Annotated in this window: 22 protein-coding genes, 1 pseudogene and 1 riboswitch; of the genes and pseudogenes, 11 read left to right on the forward strand and 12 right to left on the reverse strand. The window is 71.7% G+C overall.

Annotated elements, in window-relative coordinates; genetic code table 11:
* Positions 1-425: 425 nt before the first annotated feature.
* Both ACGFNH_RS00175 and ACGFNH_RS00180 read left to right on the forward strand, forming a co-directional pair.
* Positions 426-1,961 (forward strand): S8 family serine peptidase, encoded by a 1,536-nt coding sequence (locus ACGFNH_RS00175; protein WP_393650694.1) that lies wholly within the window; start codon positions 426-428, stop codon positions 1,959-1,961.
* 120 nt (positions 1,962-2,081) lie between these two features.
* Positions 2,082-3,635: a S8 family serine peptidase gene (locus ACGFNH_RS00180; RefSeq protein ID WP_393650695.1), complete on the forward strand. Its 1,554-nt coding sequence runs from the start codon at positions 2,082-2,084 to the stop codon at positions 3,633-3,635.
* 147 nt (positions 3,636-3,782) lie between these two features.
* Here the strand turns inward: ACGFNH_RS00180 and ACGFNH_RS00185 are convergent, their stop codons facing one another.
* Positions 3,783-4,766, reverse strand: coding sequence for a sterol desaturase family protein (locus tag ACGFNH_RS00185; RefSeq protein ID WP_393650696.1), 984 nt, complete (start codon positions 4,764-4,766; stop codon positions 3,783-3,785).
* Between the two features lie 279 nt (positions 4,767-5,045).
* Here ACGFNH_RS00185 and ACGFNH_RS00190 point away from each other — a divergent pair, with 279 nt between their 5' ends.
* From ACGFNH_RS00190 to ACGFNH_RS00205, 4 genes are all read left to right on the forward strand, one after another.
* Positions 5,046-6,080, forward strand: a complete 1,035-nt coding sequence (locus ACGFNH_RS00190; protein ID WP_393650697.1) for a DEDDh family exonuclease — start codon at positions 5,046-5,048, stop codon at positions 6,078-6,080.
* Positions 6,081-6,144: 64 nt separating this feature from the next.
* Positions 6,145-6,378, forward strand: a complete 234-nt coding sequence (locus ACGFNH_RS00195; protein ID WP_393650698.1) for a hypothetical protein — start codon at positions 6,145-6,147, stop codon at positions 6,376-6,378.
* A gap of 49 nt (positions 6,379-6,427) precedes the next feature.
* Entirely contained in the window at positions 6,428-7,231 is an 804-nt protein-coding gene (locus tag ACGFNH_RS00200) for an SURF1 family protein (RefSeq protein WP_393650699.1), read from the forward strand.
* A 170-nt stretch (positions 7,232-7,401) separates the two neighbouring features.
* A complete protein-coding gene (locus tag ACGFNH_RS00205) occupies positions 7,402-8,157 on the forward strand; it encodes an SDR family oxidoreductase (protein WP_393650700.1) in 756 nt (251 codons plus the stop codon).
* A 137-nt stretch (positions 8,158-8,294) separates the two neighbouring features.
* On the opposite strand, the gene amaP is transcribed toward ACGFNH_RS00205, so the two are convergent.
* From amaP to ACGFNH_RS00230, 5 genes are all read right to left on the reverse strand, one after another.
* Positions 8,295-8,894: an alkaline shock response membrane anchor protein AmaP gene (gene amaP, locus ACGFNH_RS00210; protein WP_393650701.1), complete on the reverse strand. Its 600-nt coding sequence runs from the start codon at positions 8,892-8,894 to the stop codon at positions 8,295-8,297.
* A 7-nt stretch (positions 8,895-8,901) separates the two neighbouring features.
* The gene (locus ACGFNH_RS00215; RefSeq protein ID WP_393650702.1) at positions 8,902-9,660 is read right to left on the reverse strand and encodes a DUF6286 domain-containing protein; all 759 of its coding nucleotides are present in this window, start codon (positions 9,658-9,660) and stop codon (positions 8,902-8,904) included.
* Positions 9,657-10,082 carry a hypothetical protein gene (locus ACGFNH_RS00220; RefSeq protein WP_393650703.1) on the reverse strand — a complete coding sequence of 142 codons (426 nt, stop codon included), beginning with the start codon at positions 10,080-10,082 and terminating at the stop codon, positions 9,657-9,659. The genes ACGFNH_RS00215 and ACGFNH_RS00220 overlap by 4 nt, the downstream gene beginning before the upstream one ends.
* 6 nt (positions 10,083-10,088) lie before the next feature.
* Positions 10,089-10,274: a hypothetical protein gene (locus tag ACGFNH_RS00225; protein WP_393650704.1), complete on the reverse strand. Its 186-nt coding sequence runs from the start codon at positions 10,272-10,274 to the stop codon at positions 10,089-10,091.
* Between the two features lie 63 nt (positions 10,275-10,337).
* A complete protein-coding gene (locus ACGFNH_RS00230) occupies positions 10,338-10,835 on the reverse strand; it encodes an Asp23/Gls24 family envelope stress response protein (protein WP_393650705.1) in 498 nt (165 codons plus the stop codon).
* Positions 10,836-11,044: 209 nt separating this feature from the next.
* Here ACGFNH_RS00230 and ACGFNH_RS00235 point away from each other — a divergent pair, with 209 nt between their 5' ends.
* The gene (locus ACGFNH_RS00235; RefSeq protein ID WP_393650706.1) at positions 11,045-11,875 is read left to right on the forward strand and encodes a hypothetical protein; all 831 of its coding nucleotides are present in this window, start codon (positions 11,045-11,047) and stop codon (positions 11,873-11,875) included.
* A 132-nt stretch (positions 11,876-12,007) separates the two neighbouring features.
* Here the strand turns inward: ACGFNH_RS00235 and ACGFNH_RS00240 are convergent, their stop codons facing one another.
* The 3 genes and pseudogenes from ACGFNH_RS00240 to ACGFNH_RS00250 form a co-directional block, all read right to left on the reverse strand.
* Positions 12,008-12,793 carry an enoyl-CoA hydratase/isomerase family protein gene (locus ACGFNH_RS00240; RefSeq protein WP_393650707.1) on the reverse strand — a complete coding sequence of 262 codons (786 nt, stop codon included), beginning with the start codon at positions 12,791-12,793 and terminating at the stop codon, positions 12,008-12,010.
* Positions 12,794-12,918: 125 nt separating this feature from the next.
* On the reverse strand, positions 12,919-13,140 hold the full coding sequence (locus ACGFNH_RS00245) for a helix-turn-helix domain-containing protein (RefSeq protein ID WP_055472015.1): 222 nt from the start codon (positions 13,138-13,140) through the stop codon (positions 12,919-12,921).
* Positions 13,141-13,496: 356 nt separating this feature from the next.
* Positions 13,497-15,094 (reverse strand): annotated as a pseudogene (locus tag ACGFNH_RS00250) (ABC-F family ATP-binding cassette domain-containing protein).
* Positions 15,095-15,458: 364 nt separating this feature from the next.
* Between ACGFNH_RS00250 and ACGFNH_RS00255 the strand changes: the two are divergent.
* Together ACGFNH_RS00255 and ACGFNH_RS00260 are read left to right on the forward strand one after the other, a co-directional pair.
* Positions 15,459-15,878: a VOC family protein gene (locus ACGFNH_RS00255; RefSeq protein WP_393650708.1), complete on the forward strand. Its 420-nt coding sequence runs from the start codon at positions 15,459-15,461 to the stop codon at positions 15,876-15,878.
* Positions 15,879-15,940: 62 nt separating this feature from the next.
* Entirely contained in the window at positions 15,941-16,597 is a 657-nt protein-coding gene (locus ACGFNH_RS00260) for an alpha/beta fold hydrolase (RefSeq protein WP_393650709.1), read from the forward strand.
* 63 nt (positions 16,598-16,660) lie between these two features.
* On the opposite strand, the gene ACGFNH_RS00265 is transcribed toward ACGFNH_RS00260, so the two are convergent.
* From ACGFNH_RS00265 to ACGFNH_RS00275, 3 genes are all read right to left on the reverse strand, one after another.
* Positions 16,661-18,208, reverse strand: coding sequence for a hypothetical protein (locus tag ACGFNH_RS00265; RefSeq protein ID WP_393651451.1), 1,548 nt, complete (start codon positions 18,206-18,208; stop codon positions 16,661-16,663).
* A gap of 323 nt (positions 18,209-18,531) precedes the next feature.
* Positions 18,532-19,659 (reverse strand): alpha/beta hydrolase, encoded by a 1,128-nt coding sequence (locus ACGFNH_RS00270; RefSeq protein ID WP_393650710.1) that lies wholly within the window; start codon positions 19,657-19,659, stop codon positions 18,532-18,534.
* 214 nt (positions 19,660-19,873) lie between these two features.
* Positions 19,874-20,545 carry a class II aldolase/adducin family protein gene (locus ACGFNH_RS00275; protein ID WP_393650711.1) on the reverse strand — a complete coding sequence of 224 codons (672 nt, stop codon included), beginning with the start codon at positions 20,543-20,545 and terminating at the stop codon, positions 19,874-19,876.
* Between the two features lie 202 nt (positions 20,546-20,747).
* Here ACGFNH_RS00275 and ACGFNH_RS00280 point away from each other — a divergent pair, with 202 nt between their 5' ends.
* Complete coding sequence (locus ACGFNH_RS00280; RefSeq protein ID WP_393650712.1) at positions 20,748-22,031, forward strand: anion permease; 1,284 nt, start codon at positions 20,748-20,750, stop codon at positions 22,029-22,031.
* 53 nt (positions 22,032-22,084) lie between these two features.
* Positions 22,085-22,324, forward strand: a complete 240-nt coding sequence (locus ACGFNH_RS00285; protein WP_393650713.1) for a hypothetical protein — start codon at positions 22,085-22,087, stop codon at positions 22,322-22,324.
* A 209-nt stretch (positions 22,325-22,533) separates the two neighbouring features.
* A riboswitch (cobalamin riboswitch) is annotated at positions 22,534-22,666 on the forward strand.
* The last annotated feature ends 34 nt before the right edge of the window (positions 22,667-22,700 follow it).

The following is a 22,700-nucleotide window of genomic DNA, read 5'->3' on the forward strand; positions in this document are numbered from 1 at the left end:
TCGTTGACCCGGGTGTGAGCGAGCCGTCGAACCCCCCGCCTCCGGTGCCCGCGCGCCGCCCCTTCGGACTGGTGCGACTGCCCGGCCCGGTCACGGTCGCTCGGACCGAACGGGCAGAACCTCGCATGTCCGCGGGCGAATTCGGGCAGTGGTACGGACCGCGGGTCACGCTGCCGCCGCTGAGCATCGAGGCGCTGCGGATGCATCCGTCCCGCCACTGAGTCAGATCACCCCAAAGGGGTCAACACCAGGTACTTCTGGGCTTTTCTGCCATACAGTCCATACAGGCCATGACTGAGGGGATTCTCGGCCTTTCGCCGGAATCCATTGATCAGATCACCGTATCGACGCTAGCTTCCGTCGTCATGTACCCGTCCATGCGCACACCCGTGCGTGGGCGGTCTCACGGATGATGTGGAGAACCCATGGCTCCTCTCGGGTCCAGACGCAGTCGCGCACTCGCACTGCCTGTCGGGCTGGCGCTCGTCGCCTCCCTCGGCTTCCTTCCCGGCCCCGCCACGGCCGCCGCTCCGCAGACCGCGGACTCACCGGCCGCCCAGGAATCCGGACCCCAGCTCTCGTACGTGGTGAACACCGGCACCGACGCCGCCACGCTCGGCAAGGTGAAGAAGGCCGTCACGAAGGCCGGTGGCACCGTGGTCGCCGTGCACGACCGGATCGGGGTGATCGTCGCCCACGCGTCGAACCCCGAGTTCGCCGCGACCATACGCGCCGTGAAGGGCGTCCAGTCGGCCGGTGCCACCCGTACCGCTCCGCTCAAGGCCGCCGCCACGACGGACGTCGGCAAGCCGGAGAAGGTGAGCGAACCGCGTTCGGCCACCGCGCTGAAGTCCGCCAAGGCCTCCGGCAAGGAACCGCTCGAATCCCTGCAGTGGGACATCCCCGCGATCCGGGCCGACAAGGCCGCGAAGGTGAACCCGGGCAGCAAGAAGGTGACCGTCGCGGTCATCGACACCGGCGTGGACGACACCCACCCGGACCTCGCCCCGAACTTCTCCGCGAAGCAGTCCGCCAACTGCGTCGGCGGCGTCGCCGACACCAGCAAGGGCGCCTGGCGCCCGTACACCGCCGACGACTACCACGGCACGCATGTGGCCGGTGAGATCGCCGCGGCGCGCAACAACGTGGGCGTCGCCGGAGTCGCGCCGGGCGTCAAGGTCTCCGCCATCAAGGTGAGCGAGCCGGAGACCAGTCTGTTCTACGGTGAGGCCGTCGTCTGCGCCTTCATGTTCGCGGCCGACAAGGGCATCGAGGTCACGAACAACAGCTACTACATCGACCCCTGGATGTTCGCCTGCAAGGACGACGCCGACCAGGGCGCCATAGTCGAAGCGGTCAGCAGGGCCGCGAAGTTCGCCGAGGGCAAGGGCGCGCTGCACATCGCGTCCGCGGGCAACTCCGCCTTCGACCTGGGCGCGAAGTCGATCAACGACACCTCGAGCCCGAATGACACCACGCCGGTCGAGCGCACCATCGACCCGACGAAGTGCCTGGACATACCGACCCAGTTGCCGGGTGTCGTGACGGTGTCCGCGACCGGACCCAAGGCCCTGAAGTCGTACTACTCCAACTACGGCCTGAACCAGATCGACGTGGCCGGTCCGGGCGGGGACAAGTACCAGGTGCCCGACGCCCCGGCCAAGGACGGGCGGATTCTCTCCACGATGCCCGGCGGCGACTACGCGTACCTCCAGGGCACCTCGATGGCCGGGCCGCACGTCGCCGGCGTCGCCGCGCTCATCAAGAGCAAGCGGCCGGACGCGAGCCCGCAGGAGATCCAGTGGCTCCTCAAGGCGCAGGCGGACAACCCCGCATGCCCGACGGAGCCCTACGACCCCGACGGCGACGGCAAGGTCAACGCCGAGTGCACGGGCACGCAGCACATCAACAGCTTCTACGGCTTCGGCATCGTCGACGCGCTCGACGCGGTCAAGAAGTGACCGCCGCGCCGGCACACAGTCACCTCCTCTTGCCTGAAAGCACCTCACTTTCCATGGATTTCCTGACCTTTCACGACGCACGAAGATGCTCGTGACTGCTTCGACCGAAGTGGAGAACCCATGACCGAGCGCTCAGCCGGACGCTCACGACGCGCCGTCGTGATACCGGCCAGCATGGTCCTGACCGCCGCGCTCGCCTTCCTCCCCGGCTCGGCCTCCGCCGCGCCGGCGGAGGTCGCGGGCACCACCGCTGCCGCCGCAACGACGGCGAAGACGGCGAGCGGCGAGAAGCTCAGCTATGTCGTCAACGTCCGCCCCGGGCAGGCCTCGTCCTCCGCCATGAAGAAGGCGATATCCAAGGCCGGCGGAGCGATCGTGAAGGCCTACGACCAGATCGGCGTCATCGTCGTCCACTCGGGCGACGCGTACTTCGCCGAGAAGATCCGCAAGGTCCGCGGGGTCGACTCGGCCGGCGCGACCCGTACGGCTCCGCTGCCCGCGCAGGGCACGACCGACACCGGTGCCCCCACGCTGCTGACCGCCGAGCAGGCCAAGGCGGCCGCCCGGCAGGCGGACGGCGACGAGGACCCGCTGCAGCCGCTGCAGTGGGACCTTCCCGCCATCAAGGCGGACAAGGCGCACGAGAAATCGCTCGGCAGCGACCGTGTCACCGTCGCCGTCATCGACACGGGCGTGGACGACACCCATCCCGACATCGCGCCCAACTTCGACCGCAAGGCATCCGTCAACTGCGTGACGGGCAAGGCGAACACGGCCGACGGCGCCTGGCGGCCGAGCGCCCAGGAGAGCCCGCACGGCACGCATGTCGCGGGTGAGATCGCCGCCGCGAAGAACGGTGTCGGTGTCACCGGTGTCGCCCCGGGCGTGAAGGTCTCCGGCATCAAGGTGTCCACCGAGGCCGGGTTCTTCTACACCGAGGCGGTCGTCTGCGGCTTCATCTGGGCCGCGGAGCACGGTGTCGAGGTGACCAACAACAGCTATTACACCGACCCGTGGTACTTCAACTGCTCCGACGACCCCGACCAGAAGGCACTGGTCGAGGCCATCACGCGGGCCACGCGGTACGCGGAGCGCAAGGGCGCGGTGAACGTCGCCGCGGCGGGCAACGAGAACTACGACCTGGCCGCCGACTCCATCACCGACCCGGTGAGCCCCAACGACACCACCCCGGTCGAGCGCGAGATCGACCCGAGCGAGTGCTTCGACATCCCGACCCAGCTTCCGGGCGTCGTGACGGTGTCCGCCACCGGCGCCAAGGGTCTGAAGTCCTCGTTCTCCAACCACGGTCTGGGCGTGGTCGACATCGCCGCCCCCGGCGGCGACAGCACCGCGTACCAGCCCCCGGCCCCGCCGGCCACCAGCGGCCTGATCCTCGGGCCCCTGCCCGGAGGCGGCTACGGCTACATGGCCGGCACGTCCATGGCCTCCCCGCACGTCGCGGGTGTGGCCGCGCTCATCAAGAGCACTCACCCGAAGGCGTCCCCGAAGGTGGTCAAGGCCCTGCTGAAGAAGCAGGCCGACGACATGGCATGCCAGGACCCGTACGACATCGACGGCGACGGGCAGGCGGACGCGGTGTGCGAGGGCGGCACACGCTACAACGGCTTCTACGGAGCCGGGATGGCGGACGCCCTGGACGCGGTGAAGAAGTAGCGGCAGTGGTGGGCGGCACCCCGGGCCTCCGGGGTGCCGCCCTTCGCGTTGACCGGAGCTCGCTCAGCGAGAAAGGACCTGCGGGGGAAGGCACTTGACGATTCGTCACGGTTCCCGCCCGGCGAATCCCCCGTTCCGCAGTGCCGTTTACGGTACGGCCGCCCCGCTCGCCGGGGCCTGCGCGGGCTCGACGGCGGCGTGCGCCGTCGGGACCGGAGCCGGGTCGGGAGGCTGCGGGCTCTGCACCGCGGCGGAAGCCGGATCCGGGGCCGGGGCCGGGACGGAAGCGGAAGCGGAGGCGGAAGCGGGATCCCAGCCCGGTCCCCGCAGCAGACGCCCCGCGCGCTCGCTCCACGTACGCGCCGCGCGGACGTCACGTGCGATGGCGGCGTACTCGTGCGTGGCCACCATCAGCGGGTTGAACGTGGTGATGTTCTTGGTGAGGCCGTAGACAGGGCGCTCGGTCTCGGGCGTGAAGGAGCCGAAGAGCCGGTCCCAGACGATGAGGATCCCGCCGAAGTTGCGGTCCAGATAACCGCCTTGGGAGGCGTGGTGGACGCGGTGGTGGGACGGGGTGTTGAAGACGAACTCGATGGACCGGGGCAGTTTGCCGATGCGCTCGGTGTGGATCCAGAACTGGTACACGAGGCTGACCGAGGAGAGGAAAGCCAGTGCCGCCGGGTGGACGCCGAGGGCGACGAGCGGCACGTAGAACGGCCACACCGTCCAGGAGGTCCAGGGCTGGCGCAGCGCGGTGGAGAGGTTGAACTTCCGGCTGGAGTGATGCACCACGTGGCAGGCCCACAGGATGCGGATGACGTGATGCCCGCGGTGCGACCAGTAGTAGAAGAAGTCCTGGGCGAGCAGTATGAGCAGGATCGTCCACCAGAGCACCGGAACGCGCAGTGGGGTGAGTTCGTAGATCGCGGCATAGATCGCCACGATCGGGATCTTCCACAGCGCGTCCCAGAACAGGCTGCCGAGCCCCATCCCCATGCTGGTCGCCGCGTCCTTGGCCTCGTAGCCGGCGGCGTCCTCGTCGGGATGCAGGCGGTAGCTCACCACCTCCAGGACGGTGAGCAGTATGAAGGCGGGAATGGACCACAGCACGACATCGGGCAAGTGCGGCATGGCCGCACCATAGAGCGGAGCGAGTCACTCCGCCAGAGGTCGTTACCGATCGGTATCGGACAGCGGCGGCGGGAGTTCGGGCACGGCGCCGCCATCCGGTCATGATCCGGACGCCTCCGCCCGGGAGCGGATCACGATCCGGCTGCAGCCGGACGGCGGCGCGGGGCGCGGCGTACGGGACAAGATCCGGGCCGCCGGGAATTTGCCTGACGCTCCGTCATGTCGCCGCTCCGGCCCGGTGGTCGGTGTTGTCGGAGGCGGCCCGTATTCTCGTGGACCATGCTCGACAACCGCATCGCCGCCGTACCGTCCATCGCGCAGCAGTCCGCGCCCCCGGTGCGGGACGCGACGCGGGATCCGGCGTCCGCGGAGGGGTGGCCGGAGACATATCCGCCCGGCTATGCGGTCGTCGACGTCGAGACGACTGGGCTCGCGCGCAACGACCGCATCGTCTCGGCGGCGGTCTACCGGCTCGACGCCCGGGGCAATGTGGAGGACCACTGGTATTCGCCGGTCAATCCGCTGCGCGACCCGGGCCCGGTGTGGATCCATGGCCTGACCAGTGAGGTGCTGGAGGGGGCCCCGCTCTTCCCGGAAATCGCGGACGCCTTCGCCGAGCGCCTCGACGGCCGCGTACTCGTCGCGCACAACGCCGTCTTCGACTGGTCGATGATCGCCCGCGAATACGCCCGCGCCGACCGTGCGGTCCCCGTGCGGCAGCGGCTGTGCACCATCGCACTCTCCAAGGAACTCGCCCTTCCGCTCCCCAACCACCGGCTGGAGACGCTTGCCGCGCACTACGGCGTCGAACAGCGGCAGGCGCACCACGCGCTCGACGACGCCCGGGTGCTCGCCGAGACGTTCCGGCCCAGCCTGCACCTGGCGGCGGAGGCCGGGGTGCGGCTGCCCCTCCTGGCCTGCCAGCCGCTCACGGAATGGTCGGACGCACCGCCCGTGATGGGCCATCAGCGCTCGTACCGCCCGGGCGCATGGCGCCAGAGCCGCAAGCGTCCGGCCTGCCCGTACCCCAACCCCGGCCGGTACGAGCCGGGTGAGCGGCTCGTCCAGGGCATGCGGGTGGCCTTCTCCGGCGACACCTCGGTGGACCGAGAGCTGCTGGAGGACCGGGCGTTCGACGCCGGGCTGCACATCGCCAACAGCATCTCCCGGGTCACCAGCCTGCTGGTGACCAACGACCCCGATTCGAGCACGACCAAGACCCGCAAGGCCCACACCTTCGGCACCCCGGTGATCGACGAAGCGGCCTTCATGCAACTGCTCCAGGACGTGGCCGCGGCACCCTCGTCCGAGTGAACGGCGCACGACGCGCCCGGTGTCCGCTCCCCCTCCGTCATCCGGCACCCGCACCCTGTGGCCCATGGCCAAATGTGAGGTTTGCGGAAACACGTACGGTATGACGTTCGAGGTGCACGCCCAGGGTTCGGTGCACGTCTTCGACTGCTTCTCCTGTGCCATCGCCAAGATGGCCCCGGTCTGCGAGCACTGCAGGACCAGCATCATCGGCCAGGGCGTGGAGGCCGACGGCCACTTCTACTGCGGTGCGCACTGCGCCCGCGAAGAAGGGAAGGTGGGCCTGGTCGACCACGTATGACCCACCCCCGCCCGCCGAGCACCCCGCGACCGAGTTGTACGGTCGTGGGGTGTACCGCTTCCTGTTGTCCCGGCAGTGGGTGATTCTCACCCTCGTTGCGCTCACGCTCATCCCCACGATGATCGAGCTGGGCTTCTGGCAGCTTCACCGCCACGAGCACCGCGTCGCCCGGAACGAGCAGATTGCGCGGACCCTGGACTCTCCCGCCGTCCCGGTGGGCACCCTCTCCGCACCGGACCGGGAGGTGGACCCCGCCGACTCCTGGCGCACGGTCACCGCCACCGGCACGTACGACACCGGGCACGAGGTCGTGGTCCGGCAGCGCACCGCCGCCGACGAGAAGAGCATCGGCTACTACGTCCTCACCCCGCTGATCACGAAGGACGGCCGGGCGGTGCTGGTCAACCGCGGCTGGATCCCGGCCGGCGGAGATCTCACCCGGTTCCCGAAGGTCCCGGCGGCGCCGTCCGGGAAGGTCGAGGTCACGGGTCGCCTGATGCCGGACGAGACGACCGCGAACAGCGGCATCAAGGACAAGCAGGGCCTGCCGCAGCGCCAGATCATGCTGATCGACAGCCGTGAACTCGCCGGATCCGTCGGCAAGCCCGTGCTCGGCGGCTACGTCCAGCTCACCGGGACGTCGCCGAAGGTCTCCGCGAAGCAGCCGGAGCCCGTACCCGCCCCGGACCACAGCGGCATCGGGCCGCACATGGCGTACGCGGTCCAGTGGTGGCTGTTCGCGGCGGGAGTTCCGGTCGGCTGGGTCGTCCTGGTCCGCCGCGAGCGCAAGGACCGCCTCGCGGCGGCACAGAAGCCGGAGCAGGAGAAGGAGCAGGTCGCCGTCCCGGCCTGAGGCCGGAGGTCAGGGCAGAGGTCCGGGAGCCACGAGGGCCGGAGGGCACGGCCGCAGGGGATCCGCCGAGGGCACGGCCGCAGGGGATCGACTGCCGTTCGCCGTCGCCCCGTCCCACGGTTGTCCACAGGCCTCGCGTCATCGCCGGGCGATGGGACACCATGTGAGGCATGGATCTTGAACTGAAGGACCGGGTGTACGTCGTCACCGGCGCCTCGCGCGGGCTGGGGCTGGCCGCGGCGCGCGAACTGGTCGGCGGCGGCGCGAAGGTGGTGCTCAGCAGCCGCGACGAGCAGGCCGTCACGGACGCGGCGGCGGAGTTCGGGCCCGACGCGACCGCGGTCGCCGCGGACAACGCAGATCCGGACGCGGCCGAGCGCCTCATCGCCACGGCGCGCGCCCGCTTCGGCCGCTTCGACGGCGTCCTGATCAGCGTGGGCGGCCCGCCTCCCGGGACGGGCGCGGACACCTCGGACGAGCAGTGGCGCGCGGCCTTCGAGTCGGTCTTCCTCGGCGCCGTACGGCTCGCGCGGACCGCCGCGGCCGAGCTCTCCGAGGGAGGCGTGATCGCCTTCGTCCTCTCCGGCTCCGTCCATGAACCGATCCCCATGCTGACCATCTCCAACGGCCTGCGGCCCGGCCTCGCGGGGTTCGCCAAGTCCCTGTCGGTGGAGCTGGGGCCGCGCGGGATCCGTGTGGTCGGGCTGTTGCCGGGGCGCGTCGACACCGACCGGATCCGGGAGCTCGACGCGCTCTCCGGCGACCCGGAGGCGGCCCGGGTCCGCTCCTCGGCTGCCATCCCGCTGAGGCGCTACGGCAGGCCGGAGGAGTTCGGCAAGGCCGCGGCGTTCCTCCTCTCCCCCGCCGCTTCCTATGTCACGGGGGTGATGCTCCCGGTCGACGGCGGCGCCCGGCACGGCTTCTGACCGCTTCGGCCACGGCGGTGCGCGAGGAGGTCGCCCGGGCCCGAGGGAGGGACACGTGTTCTCGACCCGGGCTCGGCCGAGACGGATCGGCAGCCCCGTGTTCCCGCGCCGGCGGAGCTCCCCGTCACGCGCCGCTCTCAGAGGACGCGTTCCGAGGGGTGGCGGACCGCGCGGAAGTGGAACTCCGCCGGGAGGCGGTCGAGTCCCGCGGACCCGCGCGCGTGGGCCAGGGCCTCCCCGGTCAGACGGTTGAGGGCGTCGGCGGGGGCGGCGTGCGGTTCCAGGAGAAGGACCACGTGTGTCTCGGGCGACGTCCGGCGGCGGCCCGTCAGCACGACGTTGGCGCGGGAGACACCGTCCAGCGACTCCGCCTCCGCGTTGAGCACGTTCTCCAGGGCCCGCCCCCGGAGCAGCGCACCGGCGCCGTCCCCGCTGTCCACGAGGACCTCGCGGAGACGACGACGGCGAAGCTGGGCGAGGAACCACCACAGCATCAGCACGAGCAGCACGGTCAGCACCGCGAAGACGACCGGCCACCACCAGCCGTCGTTGCGGTACTGGATGCGGTCCGCATCGGTCAGCACGACGTCGTCCGGCCCCGAAAAGGGCCACCAGTCCGGCAGTTCGAAGCCCCAGTGCTTCGGCAGGTCCAGCCCGGTGACGAGAACCGACCCGCCCAGCACGAAGAGCGCAAGCCCGAGCAGCCCCAGCAGAACACGGTTGACGATCCTCAGCATCGGTACGTCACCTCTTCGCCGGGCGTCGCACGTGAACGGACAGGGCGAGCGGCCGGACCAGGCCGAGTTCGTCGAGACCCACGGCCAGGGCGGCGCCCAAATCGGTGCGCACCTCGTCGAGGTCGCGGAAGTGGGCCGTCGCGCGGACCTTCACCCGGCGGCGGCCGGCACCCACCCGTACCGACTGGACGCCCGACACCTCCATCGCCCGGTCGCGGAGGACGAGAGCGGCCGCGGCCCGCTGGAGTCCGGCGCGTACGTCGTCGGCCCCGGCGACGTTCGAGGGCTTCCGCATGGTGAGCAGGGCGCGCAGGCCGGGAGTGGCCACGAGCAGCAGCAGCCACAGCCCGATCACCGTCGCGGCCGCCGCTCCGCCGATCATCCAGCCGTCGTCCAGGGGCTGTTGGGCAAGCCCGTCGGCGAGCCGACGGCGCCACTCCATCGCGGTCCGCCCGGCCCGTACCGCGGCGACGTCGTAGAGGGCGAGCCCGAGAGCCGCAGTGGCGATCGCCGCGACGATGCCCGCCGGGACCCGGCGCTCCGACCAGAACCTGCGGGGCTTGCCGTTGCCGCTCGCGCCCTCGTAGTCCGCGGCGGACGAGGACTGCTCCAGATCGGCTCCACCGCCGGAGGCGGAACCGGAACCGGAACCGCGGCCCGGGCCGGAGTCGCCGCCGGAGCCGGGATCGCGCTCGACCGTCGGCATGCGCTGCGTGCTGCCGGAGGTGCCGGGCGCGCCCTTCGCGTCCGGTTCGTGGTCGCTCATCTGACCCTCCCCTGCTCCGCGGCCCGCGACTGCTCGGAGTGCAGTCGTTCCACGGACACGGAGACCTCGGGCACGTCCATGCCCGCCAGGGCGCGTACCCGCTCGGTGACGTCGCGACGCACGGCTCCGCATTGTGCGCCGATGTCGCAGGGATAGCCCAGCTCCAGGGCGATCCGGATCCGCGCCTCACCGAAGGGGGGCAGCGCCCCGCCCTGGCCGGGCCGCCTGCGGAGGGAGACCGTCGCATGCGGCGGACGCCCGGCAGGAACCCACTGCACCGCGGGAGCGTCCCGGAGCGCCTCCCTGGCCGCCCGCGCGGCGATCTTCGCGACGACCCGGTCCGCGATGCTGGTGTCCCCTCGCTCCCCGGCGGCCACGGGCTCGCGTACCGGCTCCGCCTCCGCGACGGACTCCTCCGGCACCGGCGCTCACCGCCGCCGGTCGTCGCGGGAACGGAAGAAGTCGCCGAGCTCCAAGTCGCCCTCCAGGAGCCGGCCGACCACGAGTCCGACGACGCCCAGCGCCCCCACCAGCAGGAACGCACCGAACCCGCCGAAGTATCCGGCGAATCCCAGCGCCATTCCGGCGATCATGCCGATCAGGGCCATGCTCATCGTGCGCGCTCCTTCGGTTGGTGCCTGCGCCGCCCGGTCCGGTCCGTCCCCCCGCGGCTGCGCCTACTGGATGCGCGGCCCCTCTTCCTCGTCCTCCTCGTCGGGCAGCTTCACATCGCTGACCGCGATGTTGACCTCCACGACCTCCAGACCCGTCATCCGTTCCACCGCGGAGATCACGTTCTCCCGTACGGCCCGCGAGACGTCGGCGATCGCCACGCCGTAGTCGACGACGAGTTCCATGTCGAGCGCCGTCTGCACCTCGCCGACCTCGGCGCGAACCCCGCGAGTGACGGGGGGCTTTCCGCCCGGCACCCGGTCGCGCACCGCACCGAAGGTGCGGGAGCCGCCGAGTGCGTGGACGCCGAAGACATCGCGCGCCGCGAGGGCGGCGATCTTCTCCACGACCCCGTCGGCGATGGTGGTACGGCCGCGTGTGGCCGGGTCCCCTCCACCGCGTGCCGAGCCGAGCGTCTTCCCGGTGGGCTCGAGGGAGGACTGGGATTCAAAGGACTGGGATTCAGGGGTCTCGGTCCGTTTCCGCTGGGCGGTCTCGGGCATGTCCGGTCATCCCTTCCGAGGTGAGAAGCGCAATTTCGCTCCTTTGCTCAGATTAAGTGTGAATCGCCCGTGCCGCTCCGGGGGTGCGGCAGGCGTGGGACGGCACGCTGTACCCCGTGACAGGCGGGCGTGGAACCACGATCACGCCGGCGAGACGGACCGCGAAGGACGACGCAACGATGCGTACGAGCCGAGGAAGGTGAGGCCCGGTGGTGGTCACGGATGCGTGGACCGACGCCGTACGGCAACAGCTCGCGCTGGGCCGGATCCTGCCACTCGGCGGGCCCGGCGACGGCGCGTGGATCACGGAGCGGGCGGCGAGCGGCGTACTGCGCCGGGCGGCGAGCAGGCTGCACGGGGTGCGGACAGGCAGGATCCGGCTCTCGCTCGCCGACCCCGGCGCGGCGGGCGAGCCGGCGGTCCCGCCGCCGGCGAGCGCCCTGCCCCCGGGACTCCTGCGCGTGGAGGCGGAGTTCGCGGCCGGGACGCGTCAGCCGCTCCCTGAAACGGCGGAGCGGCTGCGCGAACTGCTGCTGGCGTCCGCGGAGGACGACCTCGGGCTGGAAGCGACGGTCGTCGACCTCCGGGTCACCGACGTGCTGGACGGCGAGCCGGGCACCGAGGAGCCCCCGGGACCGGACCGCGGGGAGCAGGACGAGGGGTGCGCGGACGGCCAGGACGGGGACGACCGGGGCAGGGATGCCGCGGGGGCCCGTCCTCGGAAGGAACCGGACGGCACGAGCCGGGAAGGTGGACGTACGGAGCCCGGCACCGTACGCCACGTGGCCGATGCCGTCGTCGCCGTCCCCGGCGTGACCCGGCTCGCCCCCGCGCTCGGCGGGCTCGCCCGCGCCGTACGGCTCCAAGATGAGGAGGAGCCCCAACGGCGCCATGTCGAGGTGCAGTTGGCGACCGCGCTCAGCCATCGCACGCTGGACGTCGCCCGTGCCGTGCGCTCGGCCGTGACCGCCGCGGCGGCCGCCGACACGGCCATCCCGGTGACGGTGGCCGTGCTCGTGACGGCGGTGGACCAGCCGTGATCCGGGCAGGGCTGCTCCCCGCCCGGATCACGGTCGGTGCCGTCTCGGCGCCGGCCCGGTCATCGAGAGGAACGTGAGACGCCGCAGGCACCGAGGCGCCCCGGCAACGCCGGCCTCGCCGGAGGCACTCGTTCAGTCGCCGACGCCCGCGAGGTCGCGGAGGCGACGGGCCTGCGCGCCCCGCTCCGCCACCCGCTGCTCCTCGTACGAGCGCCCGGCCGTACCGCGCAGCAGCGCCTTCGTCTCGACCACGGCGTTGCGCGGTGCGGCGAGCAGAGCGGCGGTCAGATCCGCCACCGCGGCGTCGAGTTCGGCAGTGGGTACGACGAGGTTGGCGAGGCCGGTGCGCTCGGCTTCGGCAGCCTGGACGAAGCGCCCGGTGACGCAGATCTCCAGCGCACGGGCATAGCCCACGAGGCCGACGAGCGGATGAGTACCGGCGAGGTCCGGGACCAGTCCGAGGCTGGTCTCGCGCATGGCGAACTGCACATCGTCGGCGCAGACGCGGAGGTCGCAGCCGAGCGCGAGCTGGAAGCCCGCGCCGATCGCGTGTCCCTGCACGGCGGCGACGGAGATGACGTCGTTCCGCCGCCACCAGGTGAACGCCTCCTGGTACTCGGCGATGGTCGCGTCCAGGTCCGCGTCGGAGCCGCGCGCGAGATCGATGAACGACGGCTCGCCGTCGAAACCCTCAGGGGTGAACGCCTGCCGGTCGAGCCCCGCCGAGAACGACTTGCCCTCTCCGCGCAGCACCACCACGCGGACGCTGCCCGGCAGGATGCGCCCGGCCTCGGTCAACGCGCGCCACAGGGCGGGCGATTGGGCGTTGCGCTTGTCGGGGTTGGCGAGGGTCACCGTGGCGACGGATTCCGCTTCGTCGAGGGTGAGCCGTACGCCGTCCTTGTCCAGCAGGGTCATGGGTGCCTCCGGATGGGCAGCAGTCGAACGGTCGACGATCGAGTCGACCCTACTGCACAGTAACCACCCGGGCGATCGGCCGACCGACCGGGTGGCACTGCCCAATTCCTGCCGGGGGTGCCTCGTCAGGAGGCGGGAGCCTTCTTGCCCCGAGTGGCTCCGCCACGACCACGGAGGGTCACCCCGGACTCGCTCAGCATCCGGTGAACGAACCCATACGAGCGGCCGGTCTCCTCGGCCAGCGCCCGGATGCTCGCACCGGAGTCGTACTTTTTCTTCAGGTCTGCCGCGAGCTTTTCGCGCGCGGAGCCGGTCACCCGGCTGCCCTTCTTCAGAGTCTCGGCCACCCGTGCCTCCTCATGGGAAGTGCGCTCTGGACTCTCATGATCACCCCTAGGGGGCTTCCTGGCCACCCATTCGGCAAGGTCTCTGCGACGAGCTTCGCGCCGTCGCAGCGCACAGCCACAATCGGACTTCGCGATTCCGTGCCGCGCGGGGATCGTCACTGTGTGCAGTCGCGCGAGAACGTCCAGGTCAGCGCAGCACCCCTCGACCGGGACTCGACCGGCGGAGGTCTGGACCACGGAGAGGGGGACCGACCGAGGCGGCACGCCGGAGGATGACCTTGACTCACTCAGATGATGGATCACGCCTAGGCCGAATGATCCATACGGAGTGGATCAGGTGACGAGGCCGAAGTGGATCAGGCGAGCGCGACGAGATCCGCGTAGTCGTCGCCCCACAGGTCCTCGACACCGTCCGGCAGCAGGATGATCCGCTCCGGATGGAGCGCGTCCACCGCACCCTCGTCGTGCGTCACGAGCACCACCGCACCGGTGAAGGTGCGCAGCGCGCCGAGGATCTCTTCGCGGCTGGCCGGGTCGAGGTTGTTGGTGGGCTCGTCGAGGAGCAGCACGTTCGCAGAGGACACCACGAGGGTGGCGAGCGCGAGACGGGTCTTCTCGCCGCCGGAGAGCACCGCCGCGGGCTTGTCCACGTCGTCGCCGGAGAAGAGGAACGAGCCCAGCGTCTTGCGGATCTCGACCAGGTCCATGTCCGGGGCGGCCGACCGCATGTTCTCCAGGACCGTGCGGTCCGGGTCCAGGGTCTCGTGCTCCTGCGCGTAGTAGCCGAGCTTGAGGCCGTGGCCGGGCGTGACCATGCCGGTGTCGGGCCGCTCGACCCCGGCGAGCAGGCGCAGCAGCGTCGTCTTCCCCGCGCCGTTGAGGCCGAGGATGACCACCCGGGAGCCCTTGTCGATCGCCAGGTCGACGTCGGTGAAGATCTCCAGCGAGCCGTACGACTTCGACAGGCCCTCGGCGGTGAGCGGGGTCTTGCCGCAGGGCGCGGGGTCGGGGAAACGCAGCTTGGCGACCTTGTCGCGCCGGCGGTCCTCCTCCAGGCCGGAGAGCAGCTTCTCGGCGCGGCGGGCCATGTTCTGGGCGGCCACGGTCTTGGTGGCCTTGGCCCGCATCTTGTCGGCCTGGGAGTTGAGGGCCGCGGCCTTCTTCTCGGCGTTGGCGCGCTCGCGCTTGCGGCGCTTCTCGTCGTCCTCGCGCTGCTGGAGGTACTTCTTCCAGCCCATGTTGTAGATGTCGATGTGCGAGCGGTTGGCGTCCAGGTAGAAGACCTTGTTCACGACTGTCTCGACGAGCTGGATGTCGTGGGAGATGACCACGAAGCCGCCGCGGTAGGTCTTCAGGAAGTCCCGGAGCCAGAAGATCGAGTCGGCGTCGAGGTGGTTCGTCGGCTCGTCGAGGAGCAGGGTGTCGGCGTCGGAGAAGAGGATCCGGGCCAGCTCGACGCGGCGCCGCTGTCCGCCGGAGAGCGTGTGCAGGGGCTGGCCGAGCACGCGGTCCGGGAGGTTGAGGCTGGCGGCGATCGTCGCGGCCTCGGCCTCGGCCGCGTAACCACCCTTGGTCAGGAACTCGGTCTCCAGGCGCTCGTACTTCTTCATGGCGCGCTCGCGGGTGGCGCCCTGGCCGGTGGACATCCGCTCCTCGTTCTCGCGCATGCGGCGCAGCACGGTGTCCAGGCCGCGCGCCGAGAGGATGCGGTCGCGGGCATCACCTCGAGGTCGCCGGTGCGCGGGTCCTGCGGGAGGTAGCCGACCTCGCCCGTACGCGTGACGGTGCCGGAGGCGGGGATGCCCTCGCCGGCGAGGACCTTGGTCAGGGTGGTCTTGCCGGCGCCGTTGCGCCCCACGAGACCGATCCGGTCGCCCTTGGCGATACGGAAGGAGGCGGACTCGATGAGGATGCGGGCGCCGGCGCGCAACTCGAGGCCGGTGGCGGTGATCACGGAAAAACTCCAGGACAGCAGAAGAGGGCGTCGGGCAGGCGGGTGCGGCGGCCGCGCGCAGAGCGCACCGGTGACACCGGGCGGGCGATGAGCGACCGGCGACGCCGTCTAATGCACAAGGAGAATTGCCATGAAGAGGAGTCTAGCGGTGCTGTGCAACTGCTTTTTCCGGGCGGAGCGCCCCCGCGCCGCCGCTGAGGAGGCCCGTCGCCGCGGCGCGTGACAGGCCGAAGTGATGCGTTTCACTCATACTCGGGCTCATCGACGGCAGTCGCCCGCGCCCCGGCGGGCCCACGGCCGCAGCGGCAGCCGCGATGGCACCCGATGGCACCCGATGGCACTCAGGGAACGAGGAGTGAACGTCATGGCGGACACCAGCGGTCCGGTTCGGCCGACGATCTGCCCGACGCTGCTGTACGACGACGCCCATGCCGCCGTCACACTCCTCACCGAGGCCTTCGGCTTCCGCGCCGACGCTGTCTACACCGGCGAGGACGACATGGTCGCCCACGCGGAACTCAGTTACGGCAACGGCGTGGTCATGCTCGGCTCGAAGGGCCGTGAGGGCGTCTTCGCCCAGACGATGCGGAACGCGGGACCCTCGGGGATCTACGTCGTCGTCGAGGACGTCGACGCCCACCACAGCAGGGCCGCGGCCCATGGTGTCGAGATCCTGATGGCGCCGACCGACCAGGACTACGGGTCGCGGGACTACATGGCGCGGGACGCCGAGGGCAATGTCTGGAGCTTCGGCACGTACGTACCCAGCGGCAAAGCCGACTGACGGCCGGCCCGGCGGCCCGGTGGGAGCTGTTCGGGCTGTGGGGCGGCCATGGCATCCCGACGGTGGTTCTGCCGGACATCCGCGGCTACGGCACTTCGGTGTGCACCGATCCCGCCCGCCACACCTGGCAGCAGTACACGGACGATGTGTTCGCGCTGCTCGACGGAGTGGGCACGGGGCGGGCCGCGGTCGGCGGTACGGGGCTCGGTTCGACGATCGCGCTCCGGGCGGCGATCGACCGGCCGGACCGCATCAGGGGCGTGTTCCCGATCGGGGTCGAGGACATCGAGGACGACGCTGCCAAGGCCGAGGAGATCGCGTTCCTCGACGCCTTCGCCCGACGCGCCCGGTCCCGGGGGCTGGAGGCCGCGTGGGCGCCGATCCTGCCCGAACTCCCGCCCGTGGTCGGGTCGATGGTCCGCGACGCCATTCCGCGCAGCCAACCGCCCAGCATCGTGGCGGCGGCCGCCGTCGGCCACGACCGGTCCTTCAGGCATGTGAACGAGCTGGCGGCCGTCCGCGCACCCGCGCTCGTCATCCCCGGCACCGACTGGCGGCATCCGCGGGCACTCGCCGAGCAGGCCGCGGCCGTGATGCCGGACGCCACCCTCGCCTCGGTCGCCGTCTCCGGCGATCTGCGCACGGCCGAGGATCTCGCCAGGACGGTCGCCCCGCCGATCCTCGAGTTCCTGCTGAGGATTCACACGGACGCGGAGTGAACTGCCCGGCCGCGCCCGGCTGTTGGGCAGCCGCCGCGCCGGACTGCGGTCCGGGTCCGGTCGCTACGCCTCTCCGGTGTGCACCTGGAAGGCAGCCCTCCGCACGGCCTTGGCGAGCGCCGGGTCGGGGTGCGCGGCGGCGAGGGCGACGAGCACCTGCACCGTACGGGGATGGCCCACGGCCCGTACCTCCGCCAGCAGCGCGGGGACCGTGCCCTGCACGGCCGAGTCCAGATGGCGTACGAGCAGCGGCGCTTCGCCGTGGTCGGCGACAGCGGCGGCGGTGTCGATCCACAGCCAGGTGGCCTCTTCGCGGGTGAGCACCGCGAGCGGGTCGTCCGGGTCGACGCCCTCCTGCTCCGCCAGCCACATCAACGCGTAGGGGCGCAGGCCCGGTTCGTCGACGACGGACCGCACGGCGGGCTCGGCGGGAGCGCCGACCACGCGCAGCGCCTCGAAGGCGAGCCCGCGCAGCAGGGCGTCGTCGCCGCGGGCGGCGTCGAGGAGCTCGGAGACGGCGCTGCCGCTCGGGCGGGCGGCGAGCCAGGCCCGGTACTCGTCCCGCGCGGGGCCGGGGGTGAGGCGGGCGCAGCCGCGCAGCATGTCCTCCGCGGACCGCTCGATGTTCCCGGCGGGGCTCTGCGCCGCGACGCAGATCTGCTCCAGCTTGACCCATACGGCCCAGTTGCCGAGCGGGGTGAGCCTGGCCTGGCCGTCGCCCACGGTCAGCGCACCGACGCTCACCAAGGCGTCCAGTGCCCAGTCCAGCAGCACACCGGACGGCGGGCCCTCGGCGGCGGGCGCCCCGGCGTCGGCCTTCACCGCGTCGGGCTTCGCGGATTCGGCCTTGGCGGATTCGGCCTGCGCGGATTCGGCCTTGGCGAATGCGGCTTGCGCGGATTCGGCCTTGGGGGATGCGGCTTGCGCGGATTCGGCCTGCGCGGCGTCGGGCCCCCGGGACATTCCGGCAGCGTCGGCCGGCTCACCCGGCTCCGCCTCCGCCTCCGCGGCCCGCGGCTCGGGAATGCCGCCGCCGTAAGGCACTTCGCAGCGCTCGGTGCGCAGTTCGGCGATGCGCTGCTCCAGCAGATCCTGGAGGGCCGAGACGAGGAAGGCTCCCTCGGAGAGCTGCAGCAGGGACAGCAGCTGCGGCACAGCCTCGACGACCTCCGCAACCGGCCCGGGCGCGAACGCGGAGGGCGCGGGGTGGGCGATCGACCAGGCGTCGAACAGCGCGACCCAGCCGCGCAGCACCGCGCCGTCGTCCCGGTCCCACGCCTGCAGCCGCCAGCCGGGGCGGGCGGTGTCACCGTGCAGTTCGACGAGGCCGGCAAGGCGTGCCCGGTCCCAGTCGGCCTGCACCTGATGCGACGTCAATTCCAGTGCCGCCGCGGCCCTTTCGGCCGCCTCCGCGCTGAGCGTGCCGCTGTCTCCGGGCGGCAGGCAGGCCCCACGGACGCCTTCGGTGTCCGCCCAGCGGGCGATCCGTACGGCGTCGGCGAGCTCCGTCCGCGCCTGCCGAGCGAGTTCGGCCCTCGGCGGAGTGCCCTCGGGCGGCCGCGGCGCGCTTCGGGTGCGCCGGTTCGACACGGCCCGGCGGGCGGCGGTCATCGGTCGGCGGGGGACAAGGCGGAGCCGGGAGTCGCGCGGGGTACGGGACGTCACGGGAGCAGTCTTCCCGCTGGCGGCCGGAAAGCCCAATCGGAATCCGCTCGGGCGGCTGCCGCACCTCTCGCGCAGCAGCCGCGGGGCTGCTCCGACCTGCGCATACGTACCGCCCGCAGGCACGTCGTCGCGCAGGGCACTGCCCGCGGACGACCGTCACCGGGCAGGCGTCACGTCCTTGGCGACGGACGGCACGAGCGAGGCGCGGGTCTCCGTCGAGCGGGACCGGATGCTCCGGCGAGCGTGACTCCCCCCTCGGTCGAGCGGGACTACATCAGGGGCGTCAGGAAGCGCCGGAGCGACTCCTCGTAGTCCTCCCGGTCGGCGTTCCACGAGGACGCGTGCGGGGCGTGCTCGACGGTGTGGAGCGTGACGAGGTCGGGCCGGGCATCCGCGAGTGCCTGCGACGGGCCCCAGGGGGCGATGCCGTCGTCCGGACCGTGCAGGATCAGCGTCGGCACGGTCATCCGGTCGGGGTCGGAGGATCCGGTGAGCGGCCCGCCGTCCAGTCCCGTACGCCCTTGTGCGGCGCGCACGGCCAGCGGGAGCAGCAGCCCCGGCGTGCCGTCGGCGGAGGCGAGCGCGCGTACGGTCGCCCGCCAGTCGAGGACCGGGGAGTCGAGCACCAGGCCCTTGATCCGGTTGCGCAGGGCGGACCGCGCCGCGGCGTGCAGGGCCATCGTGGCGCCCGTGGACCAGCCGTACAGCACGACGGTCTCGGCGCCGTACCGCACCGCGTAGCGGATCGCCGCGTCCAGGTCGCGCCACTCCGTGTCGCCGAGGTGGCTGATGCCGTCCGGGGAACGGGGCGCGCCGAGGTCGCCGCGGTAGGCGAGGTCGAGGACGGGGACGCCCTGCCCGTGCAGGAAGGGCAGGACGGTCATGGGGTGTTCGCGGGTGGTGCCGAGGCCGTGCACGGTGATGACCCAGGTGTCGCGGGCGCCGGGCACGAACCAGGCGGGCAGCGGGCCGAGTTCACCGGGCACATCGACATCGGCGTGGTCCAGGCCGAGCGCGTCGCGCGGGTTGCCGATGTGCACCTGGGGGGTGAGCCAGAGGCGCGCGCCCGGCTTCAGGGAGCCGTGGGTGACCCGCTCCAGGCGGCGTACGACGCAGTCGGGCGGGTGCGGGGCGGACTCCAGGACGGGCCCGACGACGGCGTGCGTTTCCCCTCCGGTCAGCCCGTACGTCCCCGGCCGCAGTGACGCCAGACTGCGGGTGAGGGTGACCCGGTCGCCGTCCACGGCGTGCACGGTGAGGGGCTGGTCGGCGGGCAACGGCCGGGTACGCGCCGGTTTGAGGGCAGCGTCACAGGCGTACCGTCCCGCCGCCACGGCGGCGGCTCCGGCACCGAGCACGGTGGTGGCGGCCGCGGCCGCCGCTGAACGCAGGCGCATCCGTCCCAGTGTGGTCGGCCGGGGGTCGGGCGGCCAGTGGGATGGCACCGTCCGGGAGTGGCGGTGCGGGCACGGCCTCGGGGAGGGGAGCCGACCGGCGGCACGGTCGCGGCGGAACGAGCCGGCGGCCGTGGCACCCGGTCGGCCCTTCGGACGGTCGTCACCGCCCGGCCCCCGTTGGCCGTCGCCGCTCGACCCCGGTCGTCGCCGCCGCTCAGCCGCCGCCGCAGGGCTGGCCGTATCCCCGGAGCTTCTCCCCCGCCTCCGCCAGCCGTTCCGGCGACAGCAGGCTGGGCTCGCGCCCCGGCACGCCGTTCGCTGCGAGCCAGACCCGGCACATCCACTCCAGATGCGCGGTGCGGTCGTACGCCTCGTCCAGGCTCGCGCCGTACGCCACGGTGCCGTGGTTCTGCAACAGACAGGCGCTGCGGTCACGGAGAGCGTGCAGCATGTTCTCGGCCAATTCCTCGCTGCCGTAGAGCGCATAGGGGGCGACGCGCACCGCTCCGCCGAGGGTCGCCGTCAGATAGTGGATGGGCGGCAGCTCGGGGACGAGCGTGGAGACGGCCGTGGCGTGGACGGCGTGGGTGTGGACGACGGCCTCCGCCGCCGTGGTGCGGTAGACGGCGAGGTGCATGGGCAGTTCGCTGGTGGGCTTCAGCTCGCCGAGGATCTGGTGCCCGGAGAGGTCGACGGCTACCGCGTCGTGGGCGGCCAGCCGTTCGTACGGGACCCCGGTCGGGGTGACGAGCACGATGTCCCCGACGCGTACCGAGACGTTCCCCGACGTGCCGACCACCAGGCCGTCGGCGACGGTGCGACGGGCCGTGGCGACCAGGTCGGCCCAGGCCTCGTTGAGCGGTGTCGGCCGTTCCAGCGATTCCATGCATTCACCTCGATGTCAGTGAGCTGTTTCACAGTGTTGGGCGGGACGGCCGTCACCTGGGAGGCTGATTCTCCGCACATTCGGCCGAGAACCGACCACCGCTGCACAGCAGCACTCCAACGCCGCGTTCAGTTCATCTTCCGTTCACTCGCCATCCCTACGGTCGCCGTGCCACTGACCATCGAGCTGATTGCCTGGGTGAATGGAACACATCACGCTTCTCATCGGGATCGTGATCATCACGGCCTTGGTGTTCGACTTTACGAACGGCTTCCACGACACAGCCAACGCCATGGCCACGACCATCTCCACCGGGGCTATGCGGCCCAAGACTGCGGTGGCGATGTCGGCGGCCCTCAACCTCGTCGGCGCGTTCCTCTCGGTCGAGGTCGCGGCCACGATCTCCAAAGGCATCATCGACGAATCCGGCATTCGACCCGAAGTCATCTTCGCGGGTCTGGTGGGTGCCATCGTCTGGAATCTGCTGACCTGGCTCGCCGGACTCCCGTCCAGTTCCTCGCACGCTCTGTTCGGCGGCATCATCGGCGCGACCGTGGCCTCGGTCGGCTTCGACGCCGTCCACGGCGACGAGGTCGTCATGAAGGTCCTCATCCCGGCCGTCGCCGCTCCGATCGTGGCCGGTGTCGCCACGCTGCTGGCGACCCGCCTGACCTACCGGGCCGCCCGCAAGGCCGACCCCGACGCCACCGCCAAGGGCTACCGCGCCGGCCAGATCGCCTCGGCCGCGCTCGTCTCCCTGGCCCACGGCACGAACGACGCGCAGAAGACCATGGGTGTGATGACCCTGGCGCTGATCACCGGTGGGGTGATCGCCCCGGACGCCGACCCGCCGATGTGGGTCATCGTCTCGGCCGGACTCGCCATCGCGCTCGGCACGTACCTGGGCGGCTGGCGGATCATCCGCACCATGGGCAAGGGCCTGACGGACATTCAGCCGCCGCAGGGCTTCGCCGCCCAGACCGGCGCCGCGGTCACCATCCTCGCCTCCTCCCACCTCGGCTTCGCCCTCTCCACCACCCAGGTCTGCTCCGGTGCGGTCATGGGTTCCGGCCTCGGCCGCAAGGGCGGCGTGGTGCGCTGGTCCACGGCCGGCCGGATGTTCGTCGCCTGGGGCCTGACGCTCCCGGCCGCGGGCCTGGTCGGCGCGGCGGCGGCGCTGCTCGCCGAGCGCGGCCCCATCGGGATCACCGCCGTGGCCGTCCTGGCGCTGCTCGCCTGCGGGGCGATCTGGGTCGCCTCCCGGCGCCGGCCGGTCGACCACACCAATGTCAACGACGCCGAGATCCCGGAGGAGCCGGTCGGCGTCATCACCGCCGCCATGCGGTCCGTCGCCCCGCCCCCGCTGGGCGGTTCCGGCTCGGGTTCCGGCTCGGGCACGGCGGACCAGTCGGAGAAGTCCGGGACGGGCGAGGGCGGCAAGGTCGCCGAGCCCCGGTCGTCCAGCGGCTCCAAGGTTTCGGTCTGAGCGCCGGCCCGGTCCGGCACGCGAGTCGACAGCAGTAAGAAGGAAGCATCCGCATGGAAATCGACTGGGCAGCACTCGGCCAGGTCTTCGGCGTCAGCCTGCTGGTCACCGTCGGCATCGTGGGCGTGTTCACGCTCGGCATCGTCGGCAGTTCCCGGAGGACGGAGACGCAGCCGGACGGCACGGTCGCGGCGACCGGTTCTCCGAGCCCGCAGGCGCGCATCGGCGCGTACCTCTGCTACGCGCTGTGCGCGGCCGCGGTCGCCTACGGCCTGTATCTGATCGTCGCCTGACGGCACATCCGCCCTGGGAGGCGGTACACCGGTCACCCCTCGCGGCCCGGGAACGGCACAGCCGTTCCCGGGCCGCGCTCGTACGGCGGTCCTTGTGTGCTGCGCTGTGTTCGTACGACCTGCCCCTGCGGCAGTCATCTCGCAGGTCACGAGCAAGTTGACGGCTGTTCGCGGGCCGTGGTGGACTGCCGGGGCCAAACGGCGGCAGGAGAGGAAGCCGGTGCGAATCCGGCGCGGTCCCGCCACTGTCACCGGGGAGCGCTCCCCCACCCCAGAAGTCACGGCCCGCAGCGGCGGGTTGGAAGGCCCGGGGGAAGCGCCGATCCGGGAGCCAGGAGACTCTCACCGCCGGTCACGTCGAGCCAGGGCGCGGACC

Origin of the sequence: Streptomyces sp. NPDC048639 (assembly GCF_043199075.1) — a bacterium.
Lineage (GTDB): Bacteria > Actinomycetota > Actinomycetes > Streptomycetales > Streptomycetaceae > Streptomyces.